Here is a 19,077-nt window from a genome sequence, read left to right on the forward strand (position 1 = left end):
GCGTTTACAGGGTGGTGCGCGATCCGAGAATCGCCGTGACCTGGCTGGCCAACTGGCCGCCATTGCCGTGGGCCAGGGCCAGATCGACGCCGTCAACCTGTCTGGCGCCTGCGGTGCGGCGGATCTGGTGCACCGCCTCGATGGCCGCGAAGATGCCATACATGCCAGGGTGATTGCAGGACAGGCCGCCGCCGTTGGTGTTGACCGGCAGTGCGCCACCGGGCGCGGTCACGCCTGAGGCCACGAACGCGCCACCTTCGCCCTTGGCGCAGTAACCCAGGTCTTCAAGAAACAGAATCGGGTTGATGGTGAATGCGTCATAGAGCTGCAAGACGTCGATCTCTTGTGGCGCGACGCGCGCCATCTCGAAGGCGCGTTGGCCGGATTGCACGGCACCGGTGACCGTAAGGTCTTCCATGCTTGAAATCTGGCGATGCGTGGTGGCCTCGCCGACACCCAGAACATAGGCCGGCGTGTTGGAAAATTCCGGCACGCGCTCCGCGGCGACAAGAATCATCGCCCCGCCGCCGTCGGTCACCAGGCAGCAGTCCCGCAGCGTGAGCGGATCGGATATGGGCCGGGAATCCAGAACCTCGGCGATGCTCAGGGGGCCGCGTTCGTGCGCGGCAGGATTGCGCTGCGCCCACTGGCGCGCGGCGACTGCGACGCTGGCCAACTGCTCGCGCGTGGTTCCGTACTGGTGCATGTGGCGCGCGGTAGCCAAGGCGTAGCCGCTGATGGGGTTGCGCGGCGAATACATCGCCTCCCAGGGGGCGGGTTCGGTCAGGGTGGTGAGCTTGCCGCCCGCCGACAGTTGGTTCGACCCATAGCAAATGCAGGCCACCTTGCACAGCCCGGCTTGCAGGGCAAGCGTGGCCGACAACAGGTGGGCCAGAAATGAGGATCCGCCGATGTTGGTGCCATCCATGTAGGTCGGCTGGATGCCGAGATACTCCGCCACGGACAGGGCGGGCATGAAATGCGTCAGGGTGGACGTGAACAAGCCGTCGATCTGGTCCACGCCGATGCCCGCATCGGCCGCCGCCGCCTGAACGGCGATGCCAAGTTGATCCAACGCCGAGAACCCGGGGCTGTTCCAGCCAGGCGTGGTGCCGATCCCGACAATCGCCGAGGCCCCTCTTGTACTAGTAGCCATCAAATCGTTCCAATAATCATGGGTCGCGCGATAGTCCGCGCGCACAAACACCACACGCGGTCAGTCCGCGCGCACGAACACCACGCGCGGCACGCCAGAGGATTGGCGGCGCACTTCTGCACGGACTCGCATGCCGATCGTCACCGCCAGGGGCTCCATATCGACAACGGTGCTCATCAGGCGCGGTCCCTCTGCAAGGTCCACCAGGACGACGCAATAGTTCCCACCCCGTTCGGGGCGTTGGCGCACGACGGTGGTCGAATAGATGGTGCCGTCGCCACTGGCGGCTTCCCAGCGCAAGCGTCCGCCGCCATAAGGGGAGATGGCTCGAGGATAGAAAACGGCGCGGCCGGTTGTTTCGCAGCGCTGAATCATGAACTGCCCTTGTTCGAGCATGCGCTGGAAGTACTGCTCCGGGCCGACTGCCTCGTCGCCCGCTGTGTGTGTGCTGTTAGAGGAATTCTGCACATTCGCCTCCCAAGATTCTTTGGCCGCGGCCGGCCGGCAGGCGGACGGGGCATACACCCGTTGGTGCATGGCTTGTCTGCTGGCGATGCCACGACGCTTGAATGATGTTAGGGGGGCGAGTCGTCTCGGGACAATTAACTAATTTTGACGAGGGGCATAGCGATTGAGCATAGCTGGGCCGTGGCCCGTTGCGTGCCGGGTTCGCGCGCGGAGGTTGTATTCAATCAGCCAGCCAGCGTACGCCGACGTTCTCGAACTGTTTGATGTAGGGCTCGAGCAGGCGGATCAGCTCGGCATGCAGGACATTGACGAGGCGGGGGTTGCGGTTCAGCACGGCGGTGCCGATGATCACAGTGCGTTGCAGCGTGGGGCTGATGATGGGAGCGCCTTCGATGCGCTTTTCGGCCAGCATCGTCATGATGGGCATGGCTGGCAGGATGGTGTAGCCGACGCCGCGTAACACCAGATCGAGAATGACCGTAGTGCTGTCCGACTCGGCAACAAGATTCAGGTTGACGCCGAGGATGGTGCAGGCCCGGTCTATCACGTTGCGCAAGCTGCGCGCTTCCGGAACCACCATGGGCATTCTGGAGACGGCCTCGAGCGTCATCGGGGTGTCTTCGGACAATCCGGATCCCGGCATGCCGAAGACGTATATGGGTTCGGAATAAGCGGGCGAGGTCTGCAGAAGTTCGGATTGCAGATAGTCGCCCATGAGGCAGATATCAAGCTTGCCGCCCTCCAGGCCCTCTTGCAGGAAATCCGAGAAACCGGTGGCGATGCGCACGCGCAGATTTGGGTACTGCTGCTGCAACGCGATGACGAGCGGGCCGGCAAGGGCGGCCGCAAGGCTGGGCAGCATGCCGATGGACACCGTGCCAAGCAGCTCCGATTTTGCGGCGCCGATGTCGGCCCGGGCTTCATTGAGCCCCTTAAGGGAAACCCGCACCTGATCGACAAACCGGCGGCCTGGCACGGTCAGCACCATCCCGAGCCGGTTGCGCTCGAAAAGCGGCGTGCCCAGTTCGTCTTCCAGTTGTTTCAGTTGTCGGGACAGGGCGGGCTGCACAACGTGCAGCAGTTCCGCCGCCTTGGTGAGGCTGCCGGTTTCCGCGATCGCTAGAACCGTTCTTAACTGCCTGAGTTCCATTTCCGCCTGCTTTTATCGAGACACATGCCGAACGGCTATAGGGGTCAGAGAAAAATGTGAATTGTGCGGCTGTGGCACGACTCCTACCATCCTCACCAAGTTAACGACAACCGCCGGATCAAGCTGGGCTGCGATTGCGCGTATCCGTTTGCATGTTAGTGCTTTTCGGCGCCTGCCCGCAGGCGCGCCTCGTCTGGCAGGAACATGCAAGGGCTACGGGCAGCAGCTTAAGAACTTGAGCATAAGAGTCAGAGCAGAGACATAGGATCACCATGAAGAGAGTGTTGGTTGCCAATCGTGGCGAAATCGCCGTGCGAGTCATACGCGCCGTGCGCGACCTGGGGTTGGAGAGCGTCGCGGTGTATTCCCAGGACGATTCAAACTCAAGGCATCGAATTCTTGCGGATACCTCGGTTGCGCTGACCGGCTCCGGTCCGGCGGCTTATATCGATATCGACGCCATCATTGCCGTCGCCACGGCCGAGCATTGCGATGCTATCCATCCGGGGTATGGCTTCTTGAGTGAAAGGGCGGATTTCGCCCTGGCTTGCGATGCGGCGGGAATCACGTTCATCGGCCCGAACGCCGATCACCTGGCTCTGTTCGGAGACAAAGGCCGCGCCTTGCAACTGGCCCGCGAATGCGGCGTGCCCGTCATGCCCGCCACGCCGGGCGGTGCTTCACTTGCGGACGTCGAACAGTTCTTCGACGAGCAGGGCGGGGTCGGGATCGTTATCAAGGCGGTCGGCGGAGGCGGCGGACGCGGGATGCGCGTCGTCAAGTCCAAAGCCGATATCGCCGAGCTCTATGCCCGCTGCCGGTCGGAAGCCATGTCGGCCTTTGGTGTGGACGCGCTGTACGCGGAGCGTCTGGTCAATCGCGCGCGTCATATTGAAGTGCAGATTGCCGGCGATGGGGCGTCGGTGGTCGCGCTTGGCGATCGGGATTGCACGCTGCAGCGCCGCTTTCAGAAAGTGGTCGAGATCGCGCCCAGCCCGGTGCTAAGCGCGCCGCTGCGCGCCGCCATTCTTGCCGCGGCACAGAAAATGGCGGCCAGGGTGGAGTACCGCAGCCTGGGAACCTTTGAATTCCTGGTCGAAGAAAACGAGCACGGGGTGCAGACGGACTTTGTATTCATCGAAGCCAACCCCCGGCTACAGGTTGAACATACGATTACGGAGCAGGTCACGGGCGTGGATCTGGTGGCCTTGCAGATCGGGGTCGCGCAGGGAAAGCACCTGGCCGAACTGGGCGTGGACCCGAGCAACCCGCCGGGGCTGAACGGTTATGCCATTCAGGTCCGCATCAATGCAGAATCGACCGATGCCACGGGCATGGCGCGCCCGGCACACGGCAGGCTGGAGCGTTTCGAGCCGCCCGCCGGCCCTGAAGTGCGCGTCGACACCCATGCCTACGGCGGATACTCGCCCGCCCCGGCGTTCGACACGCTGCTGGCCAAGCTGATCGTGTTCAGCGGCAGTGACGATTTCTCGGGCGTGGTGCGGCGGTTGCGCCGCTGTCTGGCCGAGTTCCGGATTGCCGGCGTAGCCACGAACATCCATCTTTTGCAGGCGCTTGTGGCTCGGGAGGACTTCCTGTCGCAGCGCAACCATACGCGCTACATCGAGTCCATCCTTGGGGAACTGCTTGCAGCGGCCGAGCAGTACGCGCAAGCGCAGCAGGCCAAGGACTGCCTGATCGGGGATTCGGGGGGGCGCGGCGCTTCGGCGGCCAACTTGCCGCAGGCAGCGCAGGCCGCGGTGCCGGAAGGGCTCTCGGCATCGCGCGCGCCGTTGAGCGGCCGCCTGGTCGAGGTGTCCGTAAGCGCCGGCGCTCTCGTGCTCAAGGGCCAACCCATCGCCGTGATCGAAGCGATGAAAATGGAGTACAGCGTCGTCGCCGATTTCAATGGCAGGGTCGTCGAGGTGCCGGCCGCCAGTGGCGGCAATGTGCTCGAAGGCGAGATCCTGGTTTTGCTGGAACAGGAATCGGGTGGGGTCGACACCGAGGTCGTGACAGACGCGATCGATCTGGACGCCGTGCGCCCTGACCTGCAAGCCGTTCTCGACCGCCATGCGTCGCTTTACGATGACGCGCGCCCGCAGGCCGTGGCAAAGCGCCGTTCGCGAGGGCAGCGCACCGCACGGGAGAACGTGGACGATCTGTGCGATGAAGGCTCGTTCGTGGAGTTTGGCGCATTGGTCATTGCCGCGCAGGCCAGCCGCCGCAGCAAGGAAGACCTGATCGCCAACACGCCCGCGGACGGCATTGTCACCGGCATTGGCAACATCAACGGCGACGCATTCGGCTACGACGGGTCGCTGACCGCCGTCATGGCCTATGACGCGACGGTGCTGGCGGGCACGCAGGGCAAACGCAACCACATCAAGACCGACAGGCTGGTGGAACGTGCTCGCCGCGACGAAATGCCGATGGTGTTGTTCGCCGAAGGCGGAGGCGGCCGCCCGGGCGATGTGGATTTTCCGTTCGTATCCGGGCTGTATCAGCCGTCGTTCGCGGCGATGGCCGAACTCAGTGGCGAAGTGCCTTTGCTCGGCATTGTTTCGGGACGCTGTTTCGCGGGCAACGCCGCCTTTCTAGGGGTCTGCGATGTCATCATCGCGGACAAGAGCGCCAACATCGGCATGGCCGGCCCGGCGATGATCGAAGGCGGAGGGCTGGGCATCTTCCGGCCGGAGGACGTCGGCCCCGCGCCGGTGCAGTTCGCCAACGGCGTTATCGACATCCTGGTCGACAACGAGGCGCAGGCCGTCGTGGCGGCCAAGCACTATCTTTCCATGTTCCAGGGCCGCACCAAGGACTGGGTGGCGCCCGACCCGCGTCACCTCCGTCATGTGGTGCCGGAGAATCGCTTGCGTGTCTACGACAGCCGCAAGGTCATCGAAGGCATTGCCGACGTAGGCAGTGTATTGATGCTGCGCTCGGGGTTCGGCCTGGGAATGCACACCGCCCTGGCTCGCGTGGAAGGGCAGCCTGTAGGGATCATCGCCAACAATCCGCATCACCTGGGCGGCGCCATCGATGCCGATGCGGCCGACAAGGCGGCGCGCTTCATGAACCTTTGCGATATCCACGGTCTGCCCATCATTTCGTTGATCGATACGCCGGGATTCATGGTCGGGCCAGAGCAAGAGGCCAAGGCGCAAGTCCGGCATGTGTCGCGCATGTTCGTGGTTGCGGCCAAGCTGCGCGTCGCCATCTTGGCAATTGCCTTGCGCAAGGGCTACGGCCTGGGAGCCATGGCCATGGCCGGCGGGGGCTTTCGCTCGGCCAGTTGCGCGGTGTCGTGGCCAACGGGCGAATTCGGCCCCATGGGCCTGGAAGGGTCCATCCGGCTGGGCTTCAAGAAAGAGCTTGAGAACGTCCCCGAGGGGCCGGAGCGCCAGGCGCTTTACGACCAGTTGGTGGCTCGCGCTTACGAGCGCGGGCACGCCATCAACGTCGCGTCCACGACGGAGATCGACGCAGTCATCGATCCCGCGCAGACCCGCACGTGGATACGCCAAGGCATCGCGTCGGCACCTTTGCGCGCCGGCCGTGCCCGCCGCGCCTTTGTCGATACCTGGTGATCAAGGTGAAGTCTGTTGGAACAGGTTGCGACTATGCATACATCTGAAAGCCGGCTCGCCTTCTCCGGGTTGCGCGTGCTGGAAATCGGCTGCGGAGCGGCAGTGGCTTATGCCGGGAAGCTCTTTGCGGATTTTGGCGCCGAGGTCATCAAGCTGGAAGACGCCGACGGCGACACGTTGCGCCGCCTGCCGCCCCTTTTGAACGAGGCCAATGGTGAGCCCGCAAGCGCCTTGCATGCCTGGCTCAACACCAACAAGCGCAGCGTGGCCCTTCGTGGAAAGACAGGCGCGGAACCCGCGTGGCTGTCAGGGCTCGCCCGGACATGCGATGTGATTCTTGACGCCCGGGCGCTGGACGAAGGCTTGGAGGTGCTGAAGCGCCCCGCGTACGCGGGCGATGGGAATGACGGCCAGGGCAACGCGCCTATCGAGGTATGTCTGACCTGGTTCGGCGAGTCCGGGCCCTACAGTGGTTTCGCGGGCACCGAGGCCGTGTGCCGCGCCCTGGCCGGCGCGGTGTATTGCAGTGGCGCGAAGCAGGGCCCGCCCCATCTGCCGCACGACATTCAGACCGCCATTGCCGCTGGTGTCGCGGCATTCTCAAGCGCGACCGCTGCGTTGCTGGGACGATCCGACGGCAGCCGGCGTTATCTGCTGAGCATCCATGAGATTGCGTTTTCGCTGGTGGAGATGGAAGCCGGCATGGTGCAGGATGGCCGGCATCCCATGGCCCGGCTGGGTGTCAACCGGTTCTGCACAGCGCATCCCGCCGGCATCTACGAGACAAAGCAGGGCTGGATTGGGCTGTTCGCCCATACCGGCCCGCAGTGGGCAGCGCTGTGCGCTGCCATCGGCCACCCGGACCTGGCCGCGGACCCGCGTTTTGCGAGCGGGCCGACCCGTATGGTCCATGCGGACGAAATCGATGCGTTCCTGATTCCCAGCCTGCGCGCCAGGACAGCCGAGGATTGGTTCGATGTGCTGCGCAAGCAGAAATTTCCCGCGGTAATCGTGCCGACCATGGCAGAACTGCTTCAACAAGGCGTGCATCGCGAACGCGGCGCTTTTGTTCCCGTCAAGGCGGGGGCGGCCGAATTCGAGGGGCCGGTCGTTCCGCTGCCCATGGGCGATGCGGGGCCCTTGCCGGGCGGTAAGGCCGCGCTTCTGGATGCTGACGGCCCCCGCTACCGTGAAGCGCAGCGTCTGACGCCGGCCGCCGGCTTGGCCAGGGCTGCGCCGGACGCGCCGCCCTTGCGAAAAATCCGGGTGGTGGATCTGACGATGGGGTGGGCCGGGCCATTGGCGGCAAGGACGCTGGCGGACTTTGGCGCGGAAGTCATCAAGGTTGAAAGCACGGGCTATCCGGACTGGTGGCGGGGCACGCATTACACCGATGAGTTCTATCAGGAAAAGCTGTACGAAAAGAACTCGAACTTTGCGCTGATGAACCGCAACAAGTTGGGCATCACGCTTGATCTGACCCGTGCGGAAGGGCGTGCGGTCCTGTTCGATCTGGTGGCCAAGGCCGATATCGTCATCGAGAACTACTCGACCGAGGTATTGCCCAAACTCGGGCTGGACTATGCCGTGCTGTCCCAGGTCAATCCGCACTTGGTCATGGTATCCATGCCGGCATTCGGGTCGGGCAATGAGTGGAGCACGATCAGGGCCTACGGCGGCACGCTGGAGCAGGCTAGCGGCCTGCCGCAACACACTGGTTTCCCGCAGGACCCTCCCGCGCTGACCTCCTACGCTTATGGTGATCCGGTGGGGGGCTTCAACGGGGGGGCGGCGGCGTTGCTGGCGCTGTTCGTGCAGCAACGCTCGGGCAAGGGGCGCCACGTCAACCTGTCTCAGGTGGAATGCATGCTGCCCATGACAGCGCCGTTCCTTATTGAGCAGTCCGTGCACGGCACGACCACGCCCCGCAGCGGCAATGCGCATCCTCTCCATGCCCCGCAGGGGATATACCAGTGCGCGGGCGATGACGCCTGGGTGGTGGTGAGCATCACGAGCGATGCGCAATGGCAGGCATTGCTGACGGTCATGCAGGCGGCTGATCTTGCCCTGGACCCTGCTCTGGATAAGGCGGCGGGCCGACGGGCCCGGCACGAAGAGATAGACCGCAGGATCAACGCATGGGCGCGCGCGCGCTCCGCTCAAAGCGCCATGGCCGAATTGCAGCAGGCCGGTATCAGCGCAGGAGAGGTCAAGCCGATCTGGACGGTACTCGATGACCCGCATCTCAGGGCCCGCGAGTTTTTCAAGGCGACTTCCCGCCCGTATATCGGCGAGTTTCTGGCGACTACTCCCTGGTTCAGGGAGCCGGGCGCGACGGTCGCGGCGGTGCGTCCGGCGCCTACGCTAGGGCAGCACAACAGCGATGTGTTTTCGCGCGTGCTGGGCATGAGCGCGGATCAGCAACAGACACTGGAACGAGACGGAATCATAGGAAACACCGCAACCAGGAAGGCGGCCTGACAAGCCGCGCAAGCACGATGCAATACACAAGATCTAACTTTCGTGGAGACAAACAATGACTACATCCAATTCCCGCCGTAACTTCCTCATCACTTCCGCGCACCTTGCCGTGGCTTCGGCATTGGGGTTGGGGTCACCTGCCGCGTTCGCGCAGGACAACGCATGGCCCACTAAAGCCATCAAGATCATCGTGCCGTTCCCGGCCGGTTCGATCACGGACACGATGGCTCGCCTGCTGTCGGATTCTTTGTCCAAGACGCTCAAGCAGCCTGTCATCGTGGAGAACAAGGGCGGCGCCAATGGATCGATCGGGGCGGCCGAGGTGGCCCGTTCGGCGCCGGATGGCTACACGCTGCTGGCCACCAACAGCAGCAGCATCACGGTCAACCCCCTGATCTACAAGAACTCCCAGTACAAGACCAAGGATTTCGCTCCCATCGCCCTGGTTCTGGACGCGCCGTTCATTCTGAACGTCAACCCCGAATGGGCCAAGAAGCACTCCATCAAGTCGGTCAAGGATCTGGTTGAGTACGCCAGGAAGAATCCGGGCGAGCTCACCTATGGCTCGGGAGGCCAAGGCAACCTGGCCCATCTGGCGTTTGCGCAACTGAGCAATGACACGCAGTTCAAGGCAACCCATATCCCCTACAAGTCGGCCTCGCAAGCCAGCATGGCGGTCATGGCGGGCGAGGTGAACACGTCTTTCGATACGCTGGCCAGCGCACCGCAAGTGGCGGCCGGCAAGTTGAAAGCCCTGGCCGTCACGCAGAAGCAACGGATTTCCCAAATGCCGGATATCCCCACGATGGCCGAGGCAGGCTATCCGAACATCGATGTCACTTTCTGGCTGGGCCTGTTCGCCCCGGCAGGCACGCCTGCCCAGATCGTCGACACCTTGTACGAGCAGTCCAAGCGCGCGATGGAGCAACCTGCCGCCAAGACCTCACTTAGTGCGCAGGGTAGCGTCGTCATGAGCAATCCGAAGGAGTTGTCCACGCGCATCGGGCGTGAGGTCGATCAGCTTTCTCATGTCGTCAAGCGGGAGAAAATCGTCATCGATTGAAGCCAGGCCGGGGAGGCGTCTTGCCGGCGGCGAAGTCCGCGGTCACCGATATCAAACAGAAAAAATGGGGCTGACATACTGGCCTTTGACCGCGTTAGTTCCCCGAAGGCATTGGCAGATTGAAGCCTTCCTTGGCCAAGCCGTCCCGGATGTGCTGGAACCGTTCGTACTGCGATAGCGTAATTGGCCCGTCATAGCCTTCGCTTTGCGTTTTGCGTGGCGGATACTTTACATACGTCTTCATGAGGTCCGCGGCCGCGGCGTTCATCGATACTATTGTCCAGGTCCTTTCAGTAACGTTACTCATGAAAATGTCGTACCGTTCCTGCGGGTCCGCCCACAAGTCAAATACTTGCGGCACGCCCGCGACGTACGACTCAGCCCCCTTCCAGCCCAGATTGGTGTCCACGGCCAGCCCGCCCGTTTTCGCGCCGTTGTCGCCTCGAAGATTGAATACCGCCTTGTAGTTGCCAACGCGAATGGCACCAGGAGACAACTCGTTTTCCGTGAAATAGAACCACGACTTCCGTTCAGACTTGCCAGTGCCGAACAGCACCGGCGACATGTCGTAGCTATCGAACGTAATGGGTTTTTCCGCCCGGTCATTAACGGGCAGTTTGATTCCTGCCACCGACGCGAAGGTTGCCATCAGGTCAAGGCCGCCCAAGATGCTGTGGTCCGTCGACGCGGGCGCAATCTTGCCCGGCATCCAGGCGATGGCGGGAACACGATTGCCACCTTCGCGAACCGTGCCCTTGGTACCACGGAAGGGGGTGTAGCCCGCATCGGGGTAGACGTCCTGCCAAGCGCCGTTGTCCGTGGTGTAGAAGACCAATGTGTTCTTGTCCAGGCCCAGCTCCCGAACTTTGTCCATGATCCGCCCGATCCGCGCATCCAGCTCCACCACCGAATCTGCATACTTGCTCTTGGACATCGACTTACCCTTGTAGTCGGGGTCCGGCATATTTGGCTGGTGGACCTTCATGAAATTGATGTTCATGAAGAACGGCTGCTCGGATTTAGCGTTGCGGTCCAGATACTCGAGCGAGGCCTTTTCCACGTAGCGGTCGAAGAAGGGGATACCAACCACGCCTTCCTTGCCGTTCACGACGGGCGTATCGACGTACTGACCATTGATCTTGAATTCCTCGCGCGCCGTTTCGCCCGCGTTACCTGACAGGGCTCCGCGTGTCACCTTCTGGAACATCGCGCGGAGTTCAGGATCCATATCCGGGAACCAAGTTGGATCCGCATAGGTATAGGCATTGAGATGGTATAAGCCGGCGTATTTCATCTCGTCGTAGCCTTGGGCGTTTGGCAACGAGTAGTCCGCTTCGCCCAGGTGCCATTTTCCGCTGAAGAATGTCTTGTAGCCGCCCGTCTTCAGTACTGACGCTAACGTCCATTCCTCTTTAGGCAAGCCCCCGCCTTGGCCTTGGAACGCGACCGTCGTCATGCCGCTGCGATTTGGGATGCGGCCGGTTTGCATGGCAGCGCGCCCTGGCGTGCAACTGGGCTGCGCATAGAACGAGAAGAAGGTCATCCCCTCTTTCGCAAGCCGGTCGATATTGGGGGTGGGCATTCCACGTCCGACACCGCCACCGTACGGGCCGAGGTCTCCGTAGCCCGTGTCGTCCGATACGATCAGAATGATGTTTGGTTTGCGCGGTTCCTGCGCTATCGAGGGTGTAGAGAAAACCGCTGTGGCCATAAAAAGTGCAGCAGCACTCGATGAAAATGCTCGTTTGGTCGTCATCTTCAACTCTCCGCTGAAAGATAATCAAATCGACCGCACGAAGCGTCAAACCGCGCGGCGCACATGGGCATACGGGTTTACTTTGGCATACGTACTGGAGTTCAAAGGCTGGCACTATCGCGCCCTTGAGTCGGACTTATTCTCACCTTCTTTAAAGCGCTGTCAATTGGTATATGCCGCTGGAAATGCGGATAGGGCGAGCCATTTGATAAGTCCGCACCGGCGTAATCGCACTACACCTTGGGCGTACGATTTGCTTCGATATCGCGGCGGAAAATCGCGAGGGTTGCCACAGACGCATGAGCAAAAAAATCTGAAGTGGCACCGTTATATTCGAAGTAATCTACCGCGAGAGTCAGCCCAAATGTGCCGGCAGGTCTCGCATACCTGATCGATACCGTGAATCCCGCGATTAGCTTTGGTTTCGGCCCTGTACTGATGTCGTTTCGATAGGGCCCCTTGGGGGCTGCCTGAGTTATTCACTGGCTCTTGCGGGCCGAGGCGGGACGATGATAAAGCACATATTTGGATGTCTGGCTGGCGGCCTGCTCTACGCCGGATCCGGTGTTTGCGCCGAACAGGTTGCTACGCCAGCGCCCGACATACGGCATGCGAGCGAATGGGAGTTTTCAGTCACGCCCTATGTCTGGGCGCCGGCGCTGTCTGGAAAGGTGTCTCACCGAGGTTTGCCGGTTATCGATGTAGACACGAGCTTTGATCAGATTTTCGATAACCTGGATTTTGCGGCCATGCTGGCAGGCGACGCCCGTAAGGGCCGGTACAGCCTTTTTGGCGATCTAATTTATGCAAAGGTCGGAGCACAGGGAGACACGCCCCGCGAGGTTGTGGCGACCAGTGCGGACGTACACAGCAAGACGTTCACGGGTCTGTTGGGCGCGGGATATTCGGTTCTTGATCAGTCGCCCCACAGCCTTGATGTCGTAGCGGGCCTGCGTGTTTGGTCGGTAGACACCGACATCACGCTGAAGGGCGCTCGCCTGAATGGCAGGAAAAGCAGCGATGGCGCCACATGGGTGGATGCCGTGGTAGGAGTGCGGGGAAGCTACGTTTTCACTCCAAAGCTATATGCGACGGGGTGGGGGCTGGTAGGCGCGGGCGGCGCAAATGCGGATTGGGATGTTGGACTCGGCGTTGGATACAACATCAGCAAGAGCTTCTCTGCGACTGTCGGCTACCGTGCCTTGGGCGTGGATTACAGTGCCGGCGGCTTCAAGTTTGATGCTGTGCTTCACGGCCCAATGGCCGGCTTGACTATCCGTTTTTAAAGGCTGCGTCTCAGACCTCCTCCGTGCCATGTGACTAGCCGCATGAAGTCACGAAGCGTTGGTGAGCCGATCCACCGATTAAATTCAATAAATGGAATAGAGCCTCATGGACATCAAACTACCGAAAGCACTTGGTCACGGGATGCTGGTGATTGCGTCCTTAACATCCTTCTATGCCTGCGCGGAAATCAGCCCCTCTGAAACGCGGGCAATCGCGGAGGAAGGGTACATCTACGGTCTTCCTCTTGTGATGAACTACGCGATCATGTACGAGTACGCCGTCGACAAGAACTCGAGCCAGTACAAGGCACCCTTCAACCAGATTCGCAGCCTGCACCATGTCGCCAACTATAAGGACACGGCCGTCATCTCGCCGAACAGCGACACGCCGTATTCCATGATGTTCATGGACTTGCGCAGCGAGCCGATTGTGTTATCGGTGCCGGCGGTGACAAAGCCTCGGTACTACACGGTTCAGCTTATTGACGGCAACACCTACAATTTCGGCTACATCGGAAGCCGTTCCACTGGGGATGAGGCCGGCGATTACATGATCGCCGGCCCCCACTGGAAGGGCGCGATTCCACCGGGTGTAAGAAAGGTATTTCGTTCCGGAACTGAACTTCCATTCGCGGTCTTTCGAACCCAACTGTTCAACCCGGCCGACATGCCCAACGTCATAGCTATTCAATCGGGCTACAAGGCACAGCCGCTTTCTGCGTATCTTAAACAGCCCGCACCTCCTGCCGCGCCAGCGATCGACTTTCCTAAAATCAATACCGATCTGGCAAAGGCCGACTTTTTCACGTACCTGGGTTTCGCCTTGCAACACGGCCCGGCCGAACCGGACGAAGTGGCAATCCGTGCGAAGCTTGCTCTTCTTGGCATTGGCCCGGACAAGAAGTTCAGCTTCGAAAAACTGTCCGCTGAACAAAAGAGCGCCGTCGCTCAGGGCATACGGGATGGGCACGCCAAGGTCGAAAATGCTATCAAGGGTCTGGGCACGAAAGTCAACGGCTGGAACATCGTGGGGGCTGGCGGCGACAGTGCCTTCTACCACGGAGACTGGCTGAAGCGAGCGGCTGTGGCGCAGGCGGGCATATATGCCAACGATGCCGAGGAAGCCACGTATCCCCTGACCACGACCTTGCCCAATGGCGAGCCGCTCGACAGCAGTAAACACAACTACACGATCACCTTTGACGCCGGACAGCTCCCGCCGGTCAACGCTTTCTGGTCGGTGACAATGTACGACGGCAAGACGCAGTTATTAATCGAAAACTCGATTGATCGTTATCTCATTAACTCGCCCATGCTCTCCAGCATGACGAAAAATGCGGATGGTTCGCTGACGCTCTACCTTCAGAAAGCGTCTCCCGGCGCGGACAAGGAGAACAACTGGCTGCCCGCACCGAACGATCTCATGTACTTGGTAATGCGCCTCTACTGGCCTAAGACAGACTCGCCTTCCATCCTGCCTCCCGGGAAAGGAACTTGGAGTCCACCACAAATCGTCAAGGTGATGTGACCCACTAAGAACAACCGGTGAGCTAGGTTCACGTATCGCTTCTGGTAGGCGCGGCAGGGCCACGTTCTCGGCGGGATCCGTGCGCTTCGGCATAAACGCGGGTAAATTCGGCGCCCAGCAGAAACACCTGGGCTGCGTAATAAACCCAGATCAGAACGATCACCAGGGATCCCGCCGCAGCGTACGACGAGGCGACGGACGCCTTGGCCATGTACAGGCCAATCAGAAACTTTCCGATTTCGAACATGACGGCGGTGACGAACGCCCCTGCCCAAACGTCTCGCCACGCGACTGAGACTTGAGGCATAAACCGGTAGATCATCCCAAAAAGCAGGGTGAGTATGCCCAACGTGATTGCCTCGTTGATCGCTTGGAGAAGCACCTCCCAGCCTGGGATGCCGCCGCCCAGCCAACTGCCCAATGCTGCCAGCACGGTGCTGACGACAAGCGAGACAAGCAATAAAAACGCCAATGTCAAAATCAGGCCAAAGGAAAGCAGACGCGCGCGGATCAGGGCCCAGATGCCGGACTGCTTCTTCGCGTTGACCTTCCAGATGCGGTCCAGCGCGCTTTGCAATTCCGCAAATACTGTCGTCGCCCCGACCACCAAGATCACGACGCTAATGACCGTGGCCGCAATGCCCTGCGCGGGCTCTTGCGCACCCAACACGACACTTTCTACCGCCTTCCCACCCTCTGCGCCGACCAAGGCGCTGACTTGGTCTAACAACTGTCCCTGCGCGGCTTCGCGGCCCCAAAAGAACCCTGCGATTCCGATCACGATAATGAGAAGTGGCGCCAGCGAGAAAACCGTGTAGAACGCGATGGCGGCACCCATGCTGGGCGCGTAGTCGTCCAGCCAGTTCGTCACCGTTTGCTTGACTAACGCATAGAACCGTTTGATAGCCATTTTCCGCACTCCCAGCGTCTAGAGGGACTCAGCAAGTGGCGTGCCACCCTTGTATCGAGCGCCGCTTGGCAGGAATACCCCCAGGGTATGAGAAGCAGGGAATAGAGTTCGCCTTTATTGACGGATGACATTCCAACCGCGTAGCCGTCTGCGGGTTGGACCAATGGTTACGCGATCATCTGCCGGCGCCGGATCAAGGTCAGCGGAACTTACATCAGCGCTGACAACTAGTTGTCAGCCGCGGGACGACTTGATGCATTGGAGACGAGCACTGCGTGTCACGATGACGTGGAATGAACGAGATAACCGTGAGCTGCTCGAGAATAGCGGCGCTAGGTCCGGGGCGCACCACTATTCCTGATTCGCCGCTCGCTGATTCGGCCGGCCTTGCTGCCCTATTGACGCGCGATGCCGGCGTTGGCGATTGCCTGTTCCCATTGCCGGTCGCTTTCCGCGACGAAGCGTCCAAATTCTGCCGGGGTCGCGTTGGCGCTGACCTTCACGCCCAGATCCCGCAAGCGCGCCTGCACGTCGGGTTGCGCCAGGACGCGACCAAAGGCCTGGTTCAGCGTGGCGACGATTGGCTCGGGCGTGCCAGCCGGCGCGAAGATGCCGGTCCAGAAATAGAAGTCCATGCCCTTAAGGGCGGCTGTCTCGCCCGCCGCTGCCATATCGGGGTTGCCGATGTCGCGCTCGCGGCTCATCACTCCTACCGGCGTCACCCGGCCGCTCTTGATCAGTTCCAGCAACGCGGGCAGGCCGGACACCGCTAGGTCCACGGAGCCGCCGATGACGTCGGTGGCAATTTTCGACGCGCTGGCGTAGGGAATGAAGGTGATGTCGGTGCCGGTCATTTTCTTGAGACTTTCCATCGCGATGCTTGGCAGCGAGCCGACGCCGGTGGCGCCGTAGGCCAATCGGCCAGGCTCGGCGCGGGCACGCCGGATCAGGTCGTCGAACGAGCGGATGCCCAGCTCGGGATTGGCCACCACGGCAAGACCACTGGTGCCCAGCGGCGCCACCGCCTGCAGATCGCGGTAGGTGTACTTGGCAGAGGCCTGCACGCGCGGCGCGATGACCACGTCCGACACGATTCCCATCAGCACGGTGTAGCCGTCCGGCTTAGCGTTGACGGCGCGCGTGACGCCGATAATGCCACCAGCGCCAGCGATGTTTTCGATCACGATCGGTTGCCCGAGTTCCTGCCCCAGCTTGGGCGCGACCAGGCGGGCGAAGGCGTCGACCGAGCCGCCGGGGGCATAGCCCACGATCAGCTTGATCGGTTGGATGGGATAGTTTTGCGCGATGGCGGGCAAGGCGCCTGCCGCCAGTGCCAATGCCAGGGTGGTCAGGATTCGACGTTTCATGTTTGTCTCCGTGGGTTGTCGTTATAAGGGTGATGGGCTGGGATCGTCCTGGTGCGGGCGGGCCTCGATGGCGGCTCCCAGCGCCGGATTCACGCCGCCAGCCAGCTTCTAACGCGCTCGAATACGTCGTCGCTGTTGCGGTCCATCATGGGCAGATGCGAATTGCCACGCACGCCTTCGGCAGGCAGGTCGATCACGGTGACCGGGGTGGTCAGGCGGATGCTGTCCAGGTATGCGTCGGCCTGCCGCCGGTAGTTGATCCAGTGGGAGCCGGAGGCTTCAATGAAATCACCCCACACATGTAGGTGGCGTGGCAGTGGGCCGGTCGGGCCGGGCGCGGGCATGCCGCCCGGCTCCACGCCCACGACGGACTGCACCAGCCTGGGGCGGCGCCGCGCGATCTCGGCGGCGAAACCAGCGCCTTGGCTGTGCGCCACAAGGTGGCACGGACCGACCCGGTCGACTAGCGCTTCATAGGCGGCCAGGATCATGGTTTCGTGGCCAGGCCAACGCGGTACCCACTGCTTGGCGAAGACGTCAAAGCTGTCACAGGGAAATCGTTGTCCAGAAAATGATTCGCGCGGTGCCGGCGCGGGATCGTAGCGCGGGCCGATGCGAAAGGTAAGCCAGGCTTCGCGCTTCGTGCGAAACACTGGCGCTTCGCCATAGACCTCGGGATAGCGGGCCCAGGACGAGCGGCCGCGTTCCACCGCGTCGCTGACCAGCACGTCATAGCCCGCTTGCAGGAAGCGTGTCAGCCAGCCCGGCCGTCCGTCCGGCGTGTCTTCCCACGTGCAGCCGGTCATGCCGCCGCCGTGCCACAGCAGCACCGGGTGCGGGTACCGAGGCCGTGCCAGGCGGAAGGCCTGCACATACATCTGGCCGTAGACTTGTTCGCCGTTGGGGTCGACTGCTCGTGGGTGGCCATTGAGCACCATGCTGCGATGCTCGACGGGCAGTCCCGTCACGGTGGCCGTGGTGCCCCCCACAAAAAAGGAACTCACCGATTTGAGGCAGATATCTTCGCAATGCATAAAACGATCCGGATTCAGTGTCGGGCGTAGCTTGCGATTCGGCCTATAGTTACGTCAATCGAATAAAACTCAACGATTATTGATCTATGGGAATTAATTACGACATCGAGGACTTGCGGGCGTTCTGCACCCTGGTGCGCGTCGGGCAGTACACGGCGGCGGCGTCCCAGTTGTGCATCACCACGTCCGCCTTGAGCCGGCGCGTGGCCAAACTGGAAGACCGCATCGGTGGCAGGTTGTTCGAACGAACCACGCGCCGCGTGGTGGTGACGCCGATAGGTCGCACGTTGTACGAGCGCGTATTGCCGGCGGTCAGCCGGCTGGACGCCTGCATGACGGAAGCGGCGCGCGCAGCGCGCGGGCAAGGCGGCAATCTGGCCGTGGGCACCGTGGCGTCGGTGGGCTATTCCGTCTTTCCGAAGGCCCTACCCGCCTTCTACGCCGCACATCCTCACACCTACCTCTCGATTCGGGACGCCAACGCCACGGTGGTCGCCAAGCTGGTGGAAGATGGCGAGGTCGAATTCGGGGTGACGACGGTGGTGTCGTTCCCGCAATCCCTCGTGATCGAGAAAGCCGCAGCCTATGGCTACAACCTGGTATTTACGAAACTTTCCCCCTTTCGGCCGCGGCACCGCAAGCTGACGTGGACGCAGGTGTCGATGCTGCCCGTGGTGGGCCTGCATCCCTTGAGTTCGACGCGGTTGCAGATCGACAGCGTGTTACACGCCAGCGGCATAGCCTTGCCCTGGAAGATCGAGGTCGACCAATTGGCCACGATGATCGGTCTGGTACAGACGGGGGATTTCGTGGCGGTGATGCCCGGCTTGTTCGATGCGGCAGGGTACGGCTTGCAGTCTGTGCCGGTGGGCGAGCCGGACATCATCCGGGATATCTACTTGGTGCGGCGGCACGACGTGAGCCTGTCGCCCGCGGCGCAGTCCTTGCTAGCGTTAGTCCGGGACCGGTTGGCTTGACGTCCTTCGTGTCGCCGTGGCAGGCGTCCCGGGCCCGCTGAAGGCAGGGAAATCTGGGGTGCGGCCACGGCTGCCGAGCGAGGGTTCGATGCCGGTCTCGGCCAGCCGCTCGCTATAGCGGATGCTCACGTATTGCGATCCCTATCGAAGTGATGGGTCAGAGAACCGTCATTGGCGGCCTGGCGGGCGTATCACGTCTGCTCCAACGCATCGAGCCGGTCGCTGATCAATTTCGCGATTTGGCCCAGTGTCGTGCACGGCCCGATCATGGCGATGCAGTCCTACAGCCCTGGCTCGCACATGGGCATGCG

At 61.7% G+C, this 19,077-nt stretch carries 13 protein-coding genes and 1 pseudogene; 6 read left to right on the top strand and 8 right to left on the bottom strand.

All coding sequences use genetic code 11. From position 1 onward, the window contains the following. Nucleotides 1-4: 4 nt before the first annotated feature. From M2361_RS00575 to M2361_RS00585, 3 genes are all read right to left on the bottom strand, one after another. Nucleotides 5-1,156 (bottom strand): acetyl-CoA acetyltransferase, encoded by a 1,152-nt coding sequence (locus M2361_RS00575; protein WP_259245742.1) that lies wholly within the window; start codon nt 1,154-1,156, stop codon nt 5-7. A 60-nt stretch (nt 1,157-1,216) separates the two neighbouring features. Further along, nucleotides 1,217-1,624: a Zn-ribbon domain-containing OB-fold protein gene (locus M2361_RS00580; RefSeq protein WP_259245743.1), complete on the bottom strand. Its 408-nt coding sequence runs from the start codon at nt 1,622-1,624 to the stop codon at nt 1,217-1,219. 220 nt (nt 1,625-1,844) lie between these two features. After that, nucleotides 1,845-2,774, bottom strand: a complete 930-nt coding sequence (locus M2361_RS00585; RefSeq protein WP_127185348.1) for a LysR family transcriptional regulator — start codon at nt 2,772-2,774, stop codon at nt 1,845-1,847. A gap of 272 nt (nt 2,775-3,046) precedes the next feature. Between M2361_RS00585 and M2361_RS00590 the strand changes: the two genes are divergently transcribed. The 3 genes from M2361_RS00590 to M2361_RS00600 are packed head-to-tail and all read left to right on the top strand — an operon-like array spanning nt 3,047 to nt 9,908. Continuing rightward, nucleotides 3,047-6,364, top strand: coding sequence for a carboxyl transferase domain-containing protein (locus M2361_RS00590; protein ID WP_259245744.1), 3,318 nt, complete (start codon nt 3,047-3,049; stop codon nt 6,362-6,364). 33 nt (nt 6,365-6,397) lie between these two features. Then, the gene (locus M2361_RS00595; protein ID WP_259245745.1) at nt 6,398-8,845 is read left to right on the top strand and encodes a CoA transferase; all 2,448 of its coding nucleotides are present in this window, start codon (nt 6,398-6,400) and stop codon (nt 8,843-8,845) included. 55 nt (nt 8,846-8,900) lie between these two features. After that, a complete protein-coding gene (locus tag M2361_RS00600; protein WP_259245746.1) occupies nt 8,901-9,908 on the top strand; it encodes a tripartite tricarboxylate transporter substrate binding protein in 1,008 nt (335 codons plus the stop codon). A 94-nt stretch (nt 9,909-10,002) separates the two neighbouring features. On the opposite strand, the gene M2361_RS00605 is transcribed toward M2361_RS00600, so the two are convergent. Next, nucleotides 10,003-11,664, bottom strand: coding sequence for an arylsulfatase (locus M2361_RS00605; protein WP_259245747.1), 1,662 nt, complete (start codon nt 11,662-11,664; stop codon nt 10,003-10,005). Nucleotides 11,665-12,173: 509 nt separating this feature from the next. On the opposite strand from M2361_RS00605, the gene M2361_RS00610 reads away from it, so the two are divergent. Further along, entirely contained in the window at nt 12,174-12,950 is a 777-nt protein-coding gene (locus M2361_RS00610) for an outer membrane protein (protein ID WP_259245748.1), read from the top strand. Nucleotides 12,951-13,056: 106 nt separating this feature from the next. Further along, nucleotides 13,057-14,478 (top strand): DUF1254 domain-containing protein, encoded by a 1,422-nt coding sequence (locus tag M2361_RS00615; RefSeq protein WP_259245749.1) that lies wholly within the window; start codon nt 13,057-13,059, stop codon nt 14,476-14,478. A gap of 28 nt (nt 14,479-14,506) precedes the next feature. Here the strand turns inward: M2361_RS00615 and M2361_RS00620 are convergent, their stop codons facing one another. From M2361_RS00620 to M2361_RS00630, 3 genes are all read right to left on the bottom strand, one after another. Next, a complete protein-coding gene (locus M2361_RS00620; protein WP_259245750.1) occupies nt 14,507-15,388 on the bottom strand; it encodes a YihY/virulence factor BrkB family protein in 882 nt (293 codons plus the stop codon). A gap of 395 nt (nt 15,389-15,783) precedes the next feature. Further along, nucleotides 15,784-16,755: a tripartite tricarboxylate transporter substrate binding protein gene (locus tag M2361_RS00625; RefSeq protein WP_259245751.1), complete on the bottom strand. Its 972-nt coding sequence runs from the start codon at nt 16,753-16,755 to the stop codon at nt 15,784-15,786. Between the two features lie 89 nt (nt 16,756-16,844). Then, complete coding sequence (locus M2361_RS00630) at nt 16,845-17,789, bottom strand: esterase (protein ID WP_259245752.1); 945 nt, start codon at nt 17,787-17,789, stop codon at nt 16,845-16,847. 86 nt (nt 17,790-17,875) lie between these two features. Here M2361_RS00630 and M2361_RS00635 point away from each other — a divergent pair, with 86 nt between their 5' ends. After that, the gene (locus M2361_RS00635) at nt 17,876-18,766 is read left to right on the top strand and encodes a LysR family transcriptional regulator (protein WP_259245753.1); all 891 of its coding nucleotides are present in this window, start codon (nt 17,876-17,878) and stop codon (nt 18,764-18,766) included. 51 nt (nt 18,767-18,817) lie between these two features. On the opposite strand, the pseudogene M2361_RS00640 reads toward M2361_RS00635, so the two are convergent. Continuing rightward, nucleotides 18,818-18,981: pseudogene (locus M2361_RS00640) on the bottom strand (IS3 family transposase); the annotation flags it as partial. Nucleotides 18,982-19,077 lie beyond the last annotated feature (96 nt).

It is taken from the genome of Achromobacter sp. JUb104 (assembly GCF_024806975.1).
GTDB lineage: Bacteria > Pseudomonadota > Gammaproteobacteria > Burkholderiales > Burkholderiaceae_B > Achromobacter > Achromobacter spanius.

Excerpts from the sequence above, each read along its gene's own strand:
- M2361_RS00605 (WP_259245747.1), bottom strand. The coding sequence starts at position 11,664 with ATGACGACCAAACGAGCATTTTCATCGAGTGCTGCTGCACTTTTTATG.
- M2361_RS00610 (WP_259245748.1), top strand. The coding sequence starts at position 12,174 with ATGATAAAGCACATATTTGGATGTCTGGCTGGCGGCCTGCTCTACGCC.
- M2361_RS00615 (WP_259245749.1), top strand. The coding sequence starts at position 13,057 with ATGGACATCAAACTACCGAAAGCACTTGGTCACGGGATGCTGGTGATT.
- M2361_RS00600 (WP_259245746.1), top strand. The coding sequence starts at position 8,901 with ATGACTACATCCAATTCCCGCCGTAACTTCCTCATCACTTCCGCGCAC.
- M2361_RS00625 (WP_259245751.1), bottom strand. The coding sequence starts at position 16,755 with ATGAAACGTCGAATCCTGACCACCCTGGCATTGGCACTGGCGGCAGGC.
- M2361_RS00595 (WP_259245745.1), top strand. The coding sequence starts at position 6,398 with ATGCATACATCTGAAAGCCGGCTCGCCTTCTCCGGGTTGCGCGTGCTG.
- M2361_RS00630 (WP_259245752.1), bottom strand. The coding sequence starts at position 17,789 with ATGCATTGCGAAGATATCTGCCTCAAATCGGTGAGTTCCTTTTTTGTG.
- M2361_RS00620 (WP_259245750.1), bottom strand. The coding sequence starts at position 15,388 with ATGGCTATCAAACGGTTCTATGCGTTAGTCAAGCAAACGGTGACGAAC.
- M2361_RS00575 (WP_259245742.1), bottom strand. The coding sequence starts at position 1,156 with ATGGCTACTAGTACAAGAGGGGCCTCGGCGATTGTCGGGATCGGCACC.
- M2361_RS00585 (WP_127185348.1), bottom strand. The coding sequence starts at position 2,774 with ATGGAACTCAGGCAGTTAAGAACGGTTCTAGCGATCGCGGAAACCGGC.
- M2361_RS00635 (WP_259245753.1), top strand. The coding sequence starts at position 17,876 with ATGGGAATTAATTACGACATCGAGGACTTGCGGGCGTTCTGCACCCTG.
- M2361_RS00590 (WP_259245744.1), top strand. The coding sequence starts at position 3,047 with ATGAAGAGAGTGTTGGTTGCCAATCGTGGCGAAATCGCCGTGCGAGTC.